The sequence below is a fragment of the Kitasatospora dryopteridis genome (assembly GCF_050749075.1).
GTDB lineage: Bacteria > Actinomycetota > Actinomycetes > Streptomycetales > Streptomycetaceae > Kitasatospora.
On sequence record NZ_CP192749.1, the window covers coordinates 1,710,523 to 1,723,510 of the forward strand.

General features: G+C 72.1%; 11 protein-coding genes and 1 riboswitch. Of the genes, 4 read left to right on the forward strand and 7 right to left on the reverse strand.

What is annotated here, in order from left to right:
• Positions 1 to 51: 51 nt before the first annotated feature.
• Positions 52 to 918 (reverse strand): helix-turn-helix domain-containing protein, encoded by an 867-nt coding sequence (locus ACQ614_RS07800; protein WP_431677661.1) that lies wholly within the window; start codon positions 916 to 918, stop codon positions 52 to 54.
• Between the two features lie 419 nt (positions 919 to 1,337).
• Between ACQ614_RS07800 and ACQ614_RS07805 the strand changes: the two genes are divergently transcribed.
• Positions 1,338 to 1,856 (forward strand): ATP-binding protein, encoded by a 519-nt coding sequence (locus ACQ614_RS07805; protein ID WP_431677662.1) that lies wholly within the window; start codon positions 1,338 to 1,340, stop codon positions 1,854 to 1,856.
• A 244-nt stretch (positions 1,857 to 2,100) separates the two neighbouring features.
• Here ACQ614_RS07805 and ACQ614_RS07810 read toward each other — a convergent pair whose 3' ends face one another.
• Positions 2,101 to 2,337 (reverse strand): DUF397 domain-containing protein, encoded by a 237-nt coding sequence (locus ACQ614_RS07810; RefSeq protein ID WP_431677663.1) that lies wholly within the window; start codon positions 2,335 to 2,337, stop codon positions 2,101 to 2,103.
• 385 nt (positions 2,338 to 2,722) lie between these two features.
• On the opposite strand from ACQ614_RS07810, the gene ACQ614_RS07815 reads away from it, so the two are divergent.
• A complete protein-coding gene (locus ACQ614_RS07815; RefSeq protein ID WP_431677664.1) occupies positions 2,723 to 3,604 on the forward strand; it encodes a hypothetical protein in 882 nt (293 codons plus the stop codon).
• A gap of 122 nt (positions 3,605 to 3,726) precedes the next feature.
• Here the strand turns inward: ACQ614_RS07815 and ACQ614_RS07820 are convergent, their stop codons facing one another.
• Positions 3,727 to 5,832 carry a hypothetical protein gene (locus ACQ614_RS07820; RefSeq protein WP_431677665.1) on the reverse strand — a complete coding sequence of 702 codons (2,106 nt, stop codon included), beginning with the start codon at positions 5,830 to 5,832 and terminating at the stop codon, positions 3,727 to 3,729.
• Positions 5,833 to 6,094: 262 nt separating this feature from the next.
• Positions 6,095 to 6,293, forward strand: a riboswitch (cyclic di-AMP (ydaO/yuaA leader).
• Positions 6,294 to 6,298: 5 nt separating this feature from the next.
• On the opposite strand from ACQ614_RS07820, the gene ACQ614_RS07825 reads away from it, so the two are divergent.
• Positions 6,299 to 7,483 carry a transglycosylase family protein gene (locus ACQ614_RS07825; protein WP_431683854.1) on the forward strand — a complete coding sequence of 395 codons (1,185 nt, stop codon included), beginning with the start codon at positions 6,299 to 6,301 and terminating at the stop codon, positions 7,481 to 7,483.
• A 192-nt stretch (positions 7,484 to 7,675) separates the two neighbouring features.
• Complete coding sequence (locus tag ACQ614_RS07830) at positions 7,676 to 7,879, forward strand: hypothetical protein (protein ID WP_363493868.1); 204 nt, start codon at positions 7,676 to 7,678, stop codon at positions 7,877 to 7,879.
• A gap of 182 nt (positions 7,880 to 8,061) precedes the next feature.
• Here the strand turns inward: ACQ614_RS07830 and ACQ614_RS07835 are convergent, their stop codons facing one another.
• From ACQ614_RS07835 to ACQ614_RS07850, 4 genes are all read right to left on the reverse strand, one after another.
• Entirely contained in the window at positions 8,062 to 9,105 is a 1,044-nt protein-coding gene (locus ACQ614_RS07835; protein ID WP_363493870.1) for a LacI family DNA-binding transcriptional regulator, read from the reverse strand.
• Between the two features lies 1 nt (position 9,106).
• Complete coding sequence (locus tag ACQ614_RS07840) at positions 9,107 to 10,825, reverse strand: glycoside hydrolase family 13 protein (RefSeq protein WP_431677666.1); 1,719 nt, start codon at positions 10,823 to 10,825, stop codon at positions 9,107 to 9,109.
• Positions 10,826 to 10,963: 138 nt separating this feature from the next.
• Entirely contained in the window at positions 10,964 to 11,869 is a 906-nt protein-coding gene (locus tag ACQ614_RS07845; RefSeq protein WP_363493874.1) for a sugar ABC transporter permease, read from the reverse strand.
• 49 nt (positions 11,870 to 11,918) lie between these two features.
• Entirely contained in the window at positions 11,919 to 12,920 is a 1,002-nt protein-coding gene (locus ACQ614_RS07850; protein WP_431677667.1) for a carbohydrate ABC transporter permease, read from the reverse strand.
• Positions 12,921 to 12,988: the final 68 nt, after the last annotated feature.

The following is a 12,988-nucleotide window of genomic DNA, read 5'->3' on the forward strand; positions in this document are numbered from 1 at the left end:
GCACCCCGTCAGGGGCGCCCGGCCGTCCTCCGTCCTGTGCCGCGAATCCGTTCAGCGCTCCTTGAGGATGGAGGTGAGCAGGTCGACGGTCTGATCGGGCGTCAGGCTGTCGACGCAGAGGCGTTCCATGACCTGGATGTAGGCGTCGACGTCGTCCCGCTTGTCGAGGTAGAGGGCGCTGGTGAGCTGCTCCAGGTAGACCACGTCGGCGAGGTCCTGCTCGGGGAAGCGCAGGATGGAGAAGGCCCCGCTCTCGCCGGCGTGGGCGCCGAAGCGGAACGGCATCACCTGGATGGTGACGTTCGGGCGCTCGGCCATGTCGATCAGGTGCTGCACCTGGGCCCGCATGACGGCCGGGCCGCCGACCGGGCGGCGCAGCGCGGCCTCGTCGATGACGGCCCACAGGCGCGGGGCCCGGTCCTCGGTCAGGAGGTTCTGCCGGCGCATGCGCAGGCTGACCCGGCGCTCGAGCTCCTCGGGAGCGATGGCGGGGCGGCTCTGGGAGAAGACGGCGCGCGCGTACTCCTCGGCCTGCAGCAGGCCGGGGATGAACTGCACCTCGTAGGTGCGGATGAGGGCGGCGGCCTCCTCCAGGCCGACGTACGTCTGGAACCAGCCGGGCAGGACGTCGTTGAAGCTGTGCCACCAGCCGGACTTGTTGGCCTCGCGGACGAGTCCGAGCAGCGCCTCGCGCTCGGTGGTGTCGTCGACGCCGTAGAGGCTGAGGAGGTCGGCGACGTCGCGCTCCTTGAAGGAGACGCGGCCGAGCTCCATGCGGCTGATCTTCGACTCGGAGGCGCGGATGGTGTAGCCGGCGTCCTCGCGGGTGATGCCGCGTCCTTCGCGCAGGCGCCGCAGCTGGGAGCCGAGGAGGATGCGGCGCACCATCGAGCCCCCGCCGGGCTGAACTGTGGTCATGCGGTCGGAAACCTCCACCTCGGGCCAAACAGCGCACAGTCTGCCATCAGTTGGGCGCGCTCGGTGCCCGTAGTGGCGCAAGGATCTCCTATTTCTGCATCACATCCTCCATCTTGCACGTGCATCCGCTCCTTGCATATGCCAATCATGCGATTGCACGTGAATCGACTCTTGCATCTGCAGTGAGCGCAGAGGACCATGGTGCACGTGCACTTGCACGCACCTGACAACTCCGCGGGCTTCGCGTCGACCGAACGCGCGACCCCCCATGCCCTCCCGGCCGCTCCCCTGTGCGGCCGGGAGTTCGTGTGCGGGTCCGGGCTTACGGCCGAACGGCCGAGCGGCCGAGCGAGTCGGAGGTGACCGGCATGACCCGGGTGGGTCCCGCCGTGTCCGCCCCCTTATGGGAGGAGCTCTTCATGAGCACCGGTACGGCCATCGCTGCCGACCCGTACGTGGTCAGCTGTACCCTCGCCCCTCGCTACGAAGCCGTCAGATCGGCCCGCGACTTCGCCAGGACCACCCTGCGGAACTGGGGACTCGAGTCGCTCTTCGACGATGTCGCCCTGGTGGCCTCGGAGTTGGTGACCAATGCGCTGCGCCACGCGGTGGGTGCACCGCCGGACGGCTGCACCGGCCAGGGCATCCAGGTGCCCGCGCAACCGGGCCGGCTGCAGGCGGCGGACAGCCGCACCCCTATACGCATAAGCCTGGTGCACCGCGCCCCGCAGGTGGTGTGCGCGGTGAGCGACCCCAGCAGCCAGGGCCCGGTCGCGCGGGAGGCGGACTTCGTGGCGGAGTCCGGTCGCGGCCTGCACCTGGTCGATTCCTTCAGCAGTTCCTGGGGCTGGCACCCGCTGGCCGGCGCGGGCAAGGTCGTGTGGGCCCTGTTCGAATCAGCCCCGGCCACCGGCACCGGTCGGCACCGCTCGGCCTGATCCCCGGGAGCTGCGGCCCCGGGAAGCCGGAAGACGGCCGCAGACACAACCGGGCCGCCGTGGCGACCCTCCACGACGGCCCTCATATATCGGTGCAACGACCACTGGTGCAACAACTGCCGGTGCGAACGACTGCCGGCGCATCGCCCACCGGCGCGGCACCGCCCGGCAGGACCTCGCCGGCACAGCGCCCGACGCCCGCCCGACGCACCGGGCCCGCGCGCCGCCGCGGGCCGGCGCCCCGTCAGGTCGCCAGGTGGTCGAACTCCCCGTCTTTCGCCCCGAGGAGCAGTGCGGCTATCTCGGCACGGGTGTAGATGAGCGCGGGCCCGTCCGGGAAACGGGAGTTGCGCATGGCGACCTCGCCGCCCGGGAGGGCCGCGAACTCGACGCAGTTGCCCTGCGAGTTGCTGTGCCGGCTCTTCTGCCAGACCACCCCGTCGAGGTCCGTCGCCGCCATGCCGTTGTACGTGTCACCCATGGTCTTCTCCCAAAGCCTGGCGTTCGCCTCACTTGACGTGATGATAGCTGGCCTGCACGTGCATCAGCACGGGACAAAGCGCGTGCATTTGACTCATCAGTAGCGTCGAATCCGGGTGCATCAAGCCGGGCAAACCGGGGCAAGCCGACCCAGAGGTCCACCGGGACGATCACGGTGGGTGCGGGCGGCCCTGCGGCCCGTCGATCTTCAACCTTCGTATCGGAGCTTACGCGCAGTCACATCAGCCACTGTGAGCCGCGTCACGCACGCATCCGGCGCACGGCGTAGAGCTTTGCGCGCTTATGTCCGGGCTTGCGCCGTCACCACCAACCCCTCACGGGAGTCGACTGCAGTCCGGACCCCGGAATGTCCTACGATCTCCGCCATGAGCACCGCAGCCATCCCGGGCGCGCCACTGCCCGTCCGTACGCCAGGCTCCCGTGCGCGGGGGCGCCACCGCCGTCCCGAGCGCCCCGAGGTCCCGGCCGGCTCCCCGGCCCTGCTGCTGGCCGTGCCGGCCACGGCCGGCCCGGAGGCCCGCCCGATCGTCGACGAGCTGCTCTCCATCGTGCGCGGCGAGCAGCCGGGCATCGAGATCGCCGCCGGCTACCTCGCGGACGAGGCGGAGGACGCCCCGACCGTCGCCGGCCTGCTGGCCATGGCCGCCGGCAACGGCGCGCCGCCGCCGATCGTCGTCCCGCTGCTGCCCGGCCCGCACGGCTTCCTGACGGAGCTGCACGAGGTCGCGGCGGGCGCCGGTTCCCCGGTGACCGATCCGCTGGGCCCGCACCCGCTGCTCGCCGAGGCCGTCCACGTCCGCCTCTCCGAGGCCGGTCTGGCCCGTGCCGACCGCGCCCGGCTGTTCGCCATCGCGACCTCCGCCGACGGCGTGGTGCTGACCGTGTCCGGCGGTGAGGAGGCCGCTGCCGCGGCCGGGATCACCGGCGTGCTGCTGGCCGCCCGCCTCGCGGTGCCGGTGGTGGCCGCGGCGCTGGACGTGCCCGGCTCGGTGGCCGCCGCGGTGGACCACCTGAAGGCCACGGGTTCGCAGCGTCCCGCGCTGGCTCCGCTGGTGATCGGCCCGGAGGCCGACTCGGAGCTGCTGGCGACCGCCGCCGAGGAGACCGGCTGCCCGAGCGCCGCGCCGCTGGGCGCCTACCCGGCCGTCGGCCAGCTGATCGCCTCCACGTACCTGGCCGCGCTGCCCGCGCCGGCACCGGTCGAGGAGCAGGCCGCCGAGGCCGAGGAGCCCGCGGCCGAGCAGTGAGCACGAGCGAAGGGCCCCGACCGGAGCGGTCGGGGCCCTTCGCCATGCCCCTACGCGCACACCGGGCCTGCACAGCCCTCACCGGATCCGCATGAAACGGGAGTCCGCGTCGGGCCCGCTCCTCAGACGGGCAGCCGCCGGGTGGGCGCCGCAGCGTCCGCGAGCCGGATCGAGGGGGTGCTGACGGCACGGGGCGGGCCGTCCACGGCGACGGGTGCCGCCGCCGCGTTCCACTGCGGCTTGCCGGCGCCCGGCTCCAGCCGCACGGCCTGACGCTCACCGGCCCTGCGCAGCACGATCCGGGTGGGCGGCGGGGACTGCGGGTCCAGCCAGACCTCGTTGCCGCCGAAGGAGCAGTCGAGCACCGCGATGTCGTCCGGCTCACCGTCGGGGGCGGCGCGGAAGGCCACTCCGGCCTTCCGGTAGCCCGTCAGGCGGCTCCGGCCGATCGTCACCGTCGTTCCGGCGAGCTGGTGCTTGGCGGTGGCGACGGCGTAGTCGGACTGTCCCGCGGCGTCGATGAGCATGCCGTCGAAGACGGTGCCCTTGTCGCGGCCGAGGGCGTGCACGGCCACTCCCCCGGCGGCGTTGCCGTACAGCACGCCGGAGGTGTAGTCGAAGTCGTTGAGGTAGGCGCCGTGCTCGATGCCCCAGCCGCCGTTGTGGTAGGCCACGAAGCGGTCGACGGTGTGGTGGTGGCGGGCGTTCAGCCAGACGAAGATCCCGTTCTGCAGGTTGTTGTGGGCGAGGCAGCGTTCGAAGGTCCAGACGCCCTCGCTGGTCTCCGGCCACTCGTAGCCGGAGGCGCCGGCGGCGCCCTGGACGCCGACCGCCACGCAGTCGCGGGCGGTGCCGCCGGTGCCCGCCCCGAGCGAGAAGCCGGTGAGCCGGTAGCCGCGCGGGGCGGGCTCGTACACGGTGCGGGAGGCCACGCAGGACTCGTAGGCGATGTCGTCGGACGGCTCCTGCGGGGTGCGGGTGTCCGTCGGCCCGTCCCACCAGTAGGCGTCCTCCCAGGTGTCGTGGCTGATGCAGCTGCGGAAGGTGATGCCGTGGCTGGCGTGCGGGACGAAGGCGTGGCTGCCGGCGTCGCGGACGACGACGCCCTCGACGGCGGTGCCGCGGGAGGCGTCGCCGAGCATGTGGAAGTGCAGCCCGTACCGGCCGAGGACCGGCTCGGTGACCGGGGTGCCGTTCCAGGTCTCCTTGCCCGCCTTGCGGGGGCCGACCCAGCGGAGGGCGGCGTGCCGGACGTCGGCCCGCCGGGAGCTGGTCAGGTGGACGTGGGTACGACCGCGGGGGGTGCCCTCGATCCGCACGCTGCGGGTCAGGTTGAGCACCTCGGCGCCCGCGGTGACGCCGCCGCCGACCGCGACGCGCGGGTGGGCGTGCGCCAGGGGTGCGGTCAGCGTGACGGTGCGGCCGTCGATCCGTCTGATCGTGCACAGATCGTACCGGGTGGAGAAGTCGCCCTCGTCGGGGGGTCCGGTCGGGGTGACGGCGAGCTCGTCGCCGGGCTGCCAGCCGGTCGGCGGCTCGGCCAGCTGCAGCTCGGTGGCGCCGGCCTTCAGCGCGGCCGCGGCGCGCACCCACGCGGTCTTGGCGGCGCCGTCCAGTCGCAGGTAGCCGGAGCCGGTGACCCAGAGGCCGGTGTCCCCCTCCACCATCGTCATGCCGCCGCCCCGGAAGGACCGTTCGTCCGCAGAGGGAAATCTCAGGGCATGCACGGAGCCGTCCGCGGGAGCCAGCACCAGGGTGCCGCGCACCTCGACACTGCCCGCCGAGGCCAGCGCGACGCTGCGCCCGGGGGCGAAGACCAGCGAGCCCCCCGGCTCCACGAGCAGCGAGCCGACCGCGGCATCCGCGTCCAGCAGCACCCGGTCGGAGATCCGCACGGCGCTCTTCGGGCCGGGTACGGCGCCGCCCCAGCCGGCCGCGTCCGACCAGCGGCGGCCCGTCAGATCGACCGGGGAGGGCGAGGGCTCGGCCGGGGCCGGGGCGGCATGCGTGTGCCCGGCAGAAGCCCCTGCAGGGCCCGCGGAGGGTGCCGCGGAGGCCGGCGGCGGGGCGGACGGGGCGGCGAGCGCCCGGCGGGCCAACTCCCCGCCGCCGACCGCCGCGGCGGCGACCGGTGCGGCGATCCAGCCGAGCAGTCGGCGGCGCCCGGGGCGGCGGTGCGAGCCCACCCGCCGCGGCGCCCCCTCGGGCATCCCGTCACCGTGCTCCATGATCGGCCCACCCCTCCCCCCGGGGCCCTGCCCGGGCCCGACGCCTGAAGCATAAACAAGCCCGTTTCAGCCCAAGAGTTTTGCGCAAAAGCGGCCGAAGTCGATCACAATCACACCGAAGAATCGATCATGAATTCATTCAAGATCGACTGTGATCGGCATCACACATGTTTGCGGTTTGAACTTAACTCTGTCTAATGTCCTCCCACGTTCGTGGTCACACGGACCCAGTTGGCCCGAACGCCGAGTCCTGCCGGCGGTCCGACTGGCAATGCGAAACGCACTTCGGCAGGGGCGGGGGAACCAGGTAAGTCGCCCGGGAACGGCCATGCGCCGTTCCTCGGCTTGGGGTGAAGCCGCGCGCGCGGAAACAGCGGAAAGACCGCTGCCTCCGCGCGGGCGGCCGGGCAACTCCAGCCCGAATCCGACAGCTCACCTCGCAGGCGTGGGAGAGGAACGCTCCTTCATGCTGTCCATCAACTCCAAGCGCGGCCGCCGCATTCTCGCCACCACCGGCGTCGTCGGCATCGGTCTGTCGATCCCGTCCCTCGCCGCCGGCACCGCCTCCGCCGCCACGGTCGCCACCTGGGACAAGGTCGCCCAGTGCGAGAGCACCGGCAACTGGCACATCAACACCGGCAACGGCTTCTACGGTGGCCTCCAGTTCACCAACAGCACCTGGTCCTCCTTCGGTGGCGGCGCCTACGCCGCCCGCGCCGACCTCGCCACCAAGGACCAGCAGATCGCCATCGCCGAGAAGGTCCTGGCCGTCCAGGGCCCCGGCGCCTGGCCCGTCTGCTCGGTCAAGGCCGGTCTGACCAAGGGCGGCCCGGCCCCGGAGATCAACCCCGGCGGCTCGTCCTCCACCACCACCGCCTCGACCGGCAGCAGCACGGCCGCCAAGCCGGCCGCGCCGAGCACCGGCTCCACCACCGCGAGCAGCGGCTCCACCGCCTCCGCCGGCACCTCCCAGGACGGCAAGGCCTGGCAGGGCAAGAAGTCCTGGCAGCAGAACCGCTGGAACCACGGCGGCACCTACACCGTCCGGGCCGGCGACTGGCTGTCGACCATCGCCGAGCGCAACCACGTCCAGGGCGGCTGGCAGAAGCTCTACGAGCTCAACAAGTCGGTCCTGAAGCAGGGTCCGCACTCCATCTACCCGGGCCAGAAGCTGTCGCTCGGCACCGCCGCCACCGCCCAGGCCGCCCAGGCCGCCCCGGCCAAGGCGCAGGCTGCCCCGGCCACCGCGGTCAAGGCGAGCACCACCACCACGGCCGCGAAGGCCGCCACCGGCTCCAAGGCCGCCGCGGTCAACTTCGCGCTCTCCAAGGTGGGCCAGGCCTACATCTACGGCGGCACCGGCAACGGCGGCTGGGACTGCTCCGGCCTCACCCAGGCCGCGCTGCGCGCCGCGGGCATCTCCGTCCCGCGCGTCGCCGCCGACCAGGCCGACTACTCGACCCGCGTCTCGCTGGACAACCTGCAGCCGGGCGACCTGCTGTTCTGGTCCAACAACGGCGCCAACTCGGGCGTGCACCACGTCGCCATGTACATCGGCGACGGCAAGTACGTCGAGGCGGCCAACCCGCGCGCCGGTGTGCGCGTCCAGACCATCGCCAACTGGGCGCCGGACTTCGCCGGCCGGGTCTGATCCACCCCGCCCCGGCGTCCCGTACGCCGGGGCCAGGCGCCCGAAGCCGTAACCGGGTCCCACGGCCCGGGCGCCCCTCTCCCGACCGATGCCCCGGAGCAGCCTTCCGCCGCTCCGGGGCTTCGGCCTGCCCGCCTCTTCCCGCTTTCCCGCCCGGATAGGCTGACGCTCCCCCGGAGTTGAGGAGCCGCCATGGCAGCGAAGGTCACCGTCACACTGGACGCCGATCTGGCGATCGAGGTCATGCTGGCCGCCGGAGCGGGCAACCCGCAGGACGCGGTCGAGCTCGTCGTCCGCGACTACCTGGCCCGCAGCCGGCGCACCGAGGCCCGCACCGGCGACGCCGCCGACGCCGAACGCACCGCCCGCCCGCACCGCACCGTCGAAGAGGGCTGAGGGATCGCCTGACGGCCCCGGAGGCAGCCACCAGGGGCACTGAGGGCACCTCCCAGCGCCCCTGGTGGCTGCCCGCGCCCCAGTGGCTGCCACAAGGCCCCCCAGAGACGGCTGCGGCCCCGGAGAGAGGGCTCTCCGGGGCCGTACGGGTGTGCCGCTGCCCGGTGGGGCTCGACGGGGGGTCAGCGCACGCTGGCGCCGGTGGAGCCGCGCATCACGAGCTCCGGCTGGAACATGAACTCCGCGCGCTGCGCGGGGTTTCCGCCGACCTCCTCGAGGAGGGCGTCGACGGCGGCGGTGGCCATGGCCTCCACCGGCTGGCGGATGGTGGTCAGCGGCGGCTCGGTGAACGCTATCAGCGGCGAGTCGTCGAACCCGACCACCGAGACGTCCTGCGGCACGGACAGTCCGCGCTGCCGGGCCGCGCGGATCGCGCCGAGCGCCATCATGTCGCTGCCGCAGACGATCGCGGTGCAGCCCTTGTCGAGCAGCACACCGGCCGCGGCGTGCCCGCCCTCCACGCTGAACAGCGTGTGGTGGACCCAGCCGTCGGCCTCCTCCTCGGTCAGCCCGAGGAGTTCCTGCACGGCCGCCCGGAAGCCCTCGACCTTCCGGAGCACCGGCACGAAGCGCCGCTGCCCGATCGCGAGGCCGATCTTCGTGTGGCCGAGCTCGACCAGGTGCTGGACGGCCATCCACATCGCCGCCCGGTCGTCCGGCGAGATGAACGGCGCGGCGATCCGCTCGCTGTAGCCGTTGATCATCACGAACGGCACCTGGCGGCCGATCAGCTTGTTGTACCGCTCGTGGTCGGCCGTGGTGTCGGCGTGCAGACCGGAAACGAAGACGATGCCGGCCACCCCCCGCTCCACCAGCAGCTCCACGAGTTCGTCCTCGGTGGAGCCACCGGGGGTCTGGGTGCACAGGACCGGCGTGTAGCCGTGCCGGCTGAGCACCTGCTCGATCACCTGCGCGAGCGCCGGGAAGATCGGGTTGTTGAGCTCCGGGATGATCAGACCGATCAGACCCGCGCTGCGCTGCCGCAGCCGGGTGGGCCTCTCGTACCCGAGTACGTCGAGGGCGGCCAGTACGGTCTGGCGGGTGGTCGCGGAGACGCCCGCCTTGCCGTTGAGTACGCGGCTGACGGTGGCTTCACTGACCCCCGCCTGCGCCGCGATGTCCGAGAGTCGCGCCGTAGTCACGATCCCAGAGCCTATTGCAACCATCTCAGACCGCCCACCATACGGTGCTGTCCGCTGCCAGCAGAATCTCGCCGTCCGCGGCCTCGGTGTCCGCGGAGGACAGCAGGATACGTCCGGGAGCCGGGATCCGGACCGGCGCACCGGTGGTGTTGGAGGTGCAGACGAAGGAGCCCTGCGCGCTGTCCCGGCGGAAGGCCAGCACGCCCTCGGGCGCCTCCAGCCAGGTCACCTCGGTGCCGGCGCCGAGCGCGGGGTGCGCGCGGCGGACGGCCAGCGCGGAGCGGTAGAGCTCCAGGGTGGAGGTCGGGTCGCCGGTCTGGACCTCGACGCTCAGCCCGGCCCACTCGGCGGGCTGCGGCAGCCAGCTCGGGCCGCCGGCGTTGGGGCCGAAGCCGTACGGGGCCTCGGTGCCGGACCACGGGATCGGCACCCGGCAGCCGTCGCGGAAGCCGTCCTGGCCGGAGGCCCGGAAGAAGGACGGGTCCTGGCGGACCTCGTCCGGCAGGTCGGTGACGTCCGGCAGGCCGAGCTCCTCGCCCTGGTAGACGTAGGCGGAGCCGGGCAGCGCCAGCATCAGCAGGCTGGCGGCGCGGGCGCGGCGCAGGCCGAGCTCGCGGTCGCCGGCGGTGCGGATCTGGGTGCCCTGGCCCGGCTCGTTGGCGAAGCGGGTGGCGTGCCGGGTGACGTCGTGGTTGGAGAGCACCCAGGTGGTGGGGGCGTCGACCGGGCGCATCGAGTCGAGCGAGACGTCGATGACCCCGCGCAGCTCGGCGGCGTCCCAGGAGGTGCCCAGGTACTGGAAGTTGAAGGCCTGGTGCAGCTCGTCGGGGCGGACGTAGTTGGCGGTGCGCTGGACGGTCGGGGTCCAGGCCTCGGCGACGCCGATCCGCTCGCCCGGGTACTCGTCGAGGATCTTGCGCCAGTCGCGGTAGATCTCGTGGACGCCGTCCTGGTCGAAGAAGGGCATCACGTCGTTGCCGAGCAGCTTCAGCTGGTCGCCGGCGCCGATGTCGGGCAGGCCGGCCTGCTTGACCATGCCGTGCGCGACGTCGATCCGGAAGCCGTCGACGCCCATGTCCAGCCAGAAGCGCAGGATCGAGCGGAACTCGTCGGCGACGGCCCGGTTCTCCCAGTTGAAGTCGGGCTGCTCCGGGGCGAACAGGTGCAGGTACCACTCGCCGGGGGTGCCGTCCGGGTTGACGGAGCGGGTCCAGGCCGGGCCGCCGAAGATCGACTCCCAGTTGTTCGGCGGCAGCTCGCCGTTCTCGCCCTTGCCGGGGCGGAAGTGGTAGCGGTCGCGCAGCGGGGAGCCGGGGCCCTCGCGCAGCGCGCGCTGGAACCACTCGTGCTGGTCGGAGGAGTGGTTGGGGACGAGGTCGACGATGATCCGCAGGCCGAGCTCGTGGGCGTCGCGGATCAGGCCGTCGGCGTCCAGCAGGGTGCCGAACATCGGGTCCACCGCGCGGTAGTCGGAGACGTCGTAGCCGGCGTCGGCCTGCGGGGAGGCGTAGAACGGGGAGAGCCAGACCGCGTCGACGCCGAGGTCGCGCAGGTAGGGCAGGCGGCTGCGGATGCCCGGAAGGTCGCCCATGCCGTCGCCGTTGGAGTCGGCGAAGCTGCGCGGGTACACCTGGTAGATGACCGCGTCCCGCCACCAGCCTCTGGACGCGCCCGCACTCGCTGCGATCGGCTCGGCGGCGGGAACGGGGGCGGGCCGGGAGGCGTCGGCCAGGTTCTGGGTCATTGGTCAGTCATCCCTTGGGGAATCGCGGCGAACAGAGCGTGTTTGACGGTACGTCGGCCCGTGGGCCTCAGTGGGGGGTTCGGCCGGGCGGCGGCGGTCGGCGGACCGACCGCCGCGCCCGGGCGGCCACGTCGGCGATCAGGACTTCGCGGCACCGGCGGTCAGGCCGGTGACCAGGTGGCGCTGGACGAGGTAGAACACCAGCGCGGCGGGCAGCGCGATCAGCACCGAGGTGGTGGCCATCAGGCCCCACTGGTGGTCGTGCTCGCTGATGAAGGACTGCAGGCCCACCGCGAGCGTGTACTTGTCCGAGCTGAGCATGAAGGTCGAGGCGAACGCGACCTCGGCCCAGGCGGTGAGGAAGGAGTAGAAGGCGGCGACGGCCAGGCCCGGGCGGGCCAGCGGCAGGATGAGCCGCCAGAAGGTGCCGAACGGGGAGAGCCCGTCGACCCGGCCGGCCTCGTCGATCTCCACCGGGATGGTGTCGAAGTAGCCCTTGAGCAGCCAGGCGCAGTACGGCACGGTGGTGCCCGAGTAGACCAGGATCAGGCCGAGGTAGCTGTCCAGCAGCTGGAGGTTGGACAGGATGTAGTACATCGGCACGATCAGCACGGCGATCGGGAACATCTGGGTCACCAGCAGCGTCCACATCAGCTGCTTGTGGCCGGCGAAGCGCATCCGGGAGACGGCGTAGCCGGTGCTGGCGGCGAGCATGACGCCGACGACGGTGGTGCCGCCGGCGACGATCACCGAGTTGCCGAACCAGCTGAAGAAGTCGGTCTCGTTGAGCACCTTGGTGTAGTTCGACAGGGTCGCCTTGCCGAGGATCTCACCGGGGTGCAGGTAGTCCATGTCGTCGGGGCCCAGCGAGATGTAGGCGATGTAGACGACGGGGAAGAGCGCGATCAGGCTGGCCGTGATCAGTGCGAGGTGGCTGAGCGCGGTGGCGATCGGGCTGCGCTGCTCGCGGCTGCGGACCTTCGCCGGCCGGGCGGCGTGGGCGGCCGAGGAGCGGGCGGCCGGTCGTTCGGTGGTGGTGGTCATCGGGTACCTGCCTCGTGGATGTCGCTGGTCTGCTGGATGCGCGCGGCGCTCAGCCGTTCGCCTGCTCGTTGCGGGCGAGCCAACGGCGGTAGAAGCTGGTGAAGACGATCAGGAGCGAGAGCAGCAGTACGCCGTAGGTGGCGGACACCGCGTAGTCGCGGGGCATCTGACCGAAGCCGAGGCGGTAGGCCCAGGTGACCAGGATCTGGGCGTCGGGGGCGCCGTTGCCGAACAGCAGGAAGATGACGGCGAACTGGTTGAAGGTCCAGATCACGCCGAGCAGGACGACGGTGCTGCTGACGGTGCGCAGGCCCGGCAGGGTGACGTAGCGGAAGCGCTGCCACGGGGAGGCGCCGTCCATCTCGGCGGCCTCGTAGAGCTCGGCCGGGATGGACTGCAGGCCGCCGAGCAGGGAGACCATCATGAACGGGACGCCGACCCAGGTGTTGACCGCGATGGCGGCGGCCTTCTGCGCGAACGGGTCGGAGAGCCAGCCGGGCTCGGGCAGGCCGACGGAGCCGAGGACGGCGTTGATCGCGCCGCCGTCGGCGAGCATCAGGCGCCAGGAGAAGACCGTGACGAAGGTCGGCACGGCCCAGGGCAGGATCAGCAGCATGCGGTAGAGGCCGCGGCCGCGGAGCTTCTGGTTGAGCAGCAGGGCGAGGGTGAGGCCGATGGTGTAGTGCAGGAGGACGCAGATGGCCGTCCAGGCGATCGTCCACACGAAGTGCGACCAGAAGCGGTCGTACGAGCCCGGACCCCACAGCACGTCGGCGTAGTTGTGCAGGCCGACGAACTTGAAGCTGTCCGGGATGTGGTTGACGCCGATCTGGCGGCCGGTGTTGAGGCTGGTGGCGTCGGTGAGCGTCAGGTAGACGCCGCGCACGAGCGGGTAGCCGACCAGCACGCCGAGCACGATCACGACCGGCGCGATCATGGCGTAGGCGTACCAGTACTTGCTGTACGAGAGCTTGAGGCGCTGCACGAGGCCCGGACGCGGTTCGCGGCCGCGGCTGCTCTTACCGGGAGCGCCCTGCACGGCGACTGCCATTGTTGACACCTTTTCGGGAGGTCCGCCGCCTCGCGTCGGCGACTGGGTCTTCGTACGGGGGCGGCCGT

Coding starts and splice junctions, on each gene's coding strand:
- ACQ614_RS07800 (WP_431677661.1), bottom strand. CDS start 918: ATGACCACAGTTCAGCCCGGCGGGGGCTCGATGGTGCGCCGCATCCTC.
- ACQ614_RS07805 (WP_431677662.1), top strand. CDS start 1,338: ATGAGCACCGGTACGGCCATCGCTGCCGACCCGTACGTGGTCAGCTGT.
- ACQ614_RS07810 (WP_431677663.1), bottom strand. CDS start 2,337: ATGGGTGACACGTACAACGGCATGGCGGCGACGGACCTCGACGGGGTG.
- ACQ614_RS07815 (WP_431677664.1), top strand. CDS start 2,723: ATGAGCACCGCAGCCATCCCGGGCGCGCCACTGCCCGTCCGTACGCCA.
- ACQ614_RS07820 (WP_431677665.1), bottom strand. CDS start 5,832: ATGGAGCACGGTGACGGGATGCCCGAGGGGGCGCCGCGGCGGGTGGGC.
- ACQ614_RS07825 (WP_431683854.1), top strand. CDS start 6,299: ATGCTGTCCATCAACTCCAAGCGCGGCCGCCGCATTCTCGCCACCACC.
- ACQ614_RS07830 (WP_363493868.1), top strand. CDS start 7,676: ATGGCAGCGAAGGTCACCGTCACACTGGACGCCGATCTGGCGATCGAG.
- ACQ614_RS07835 (WP_363493870.1), bottom strand. CDS start 9,105: ATGGTTGCAATAGGCTCTGGGATCGTGACTACGGCGCGACTCTCGGAC.
- ACQ614_RS07840 (WP_431677666.1), bottom strand. CDS start 10,825: ATGACCCAGAACCTGGCCGACGCCTCCCGGCCCGCCCCCGTTCCCGCC.
- ACQ614_RS07845 (WP_363493874.1), bottom strand. CDS start 11,869: ATGACCACCACCACCGAACGACCGGCCGCCCGCTCCTCGGCCGCCCAC.
- ACQ614_RS07850 (WP_431677667.1), bottom strand. CDS start 12,920: ATGGCAGTCGCCGTGCAGGGCGCTCCCGGTAAGAGCAGCCGCGGCCGC.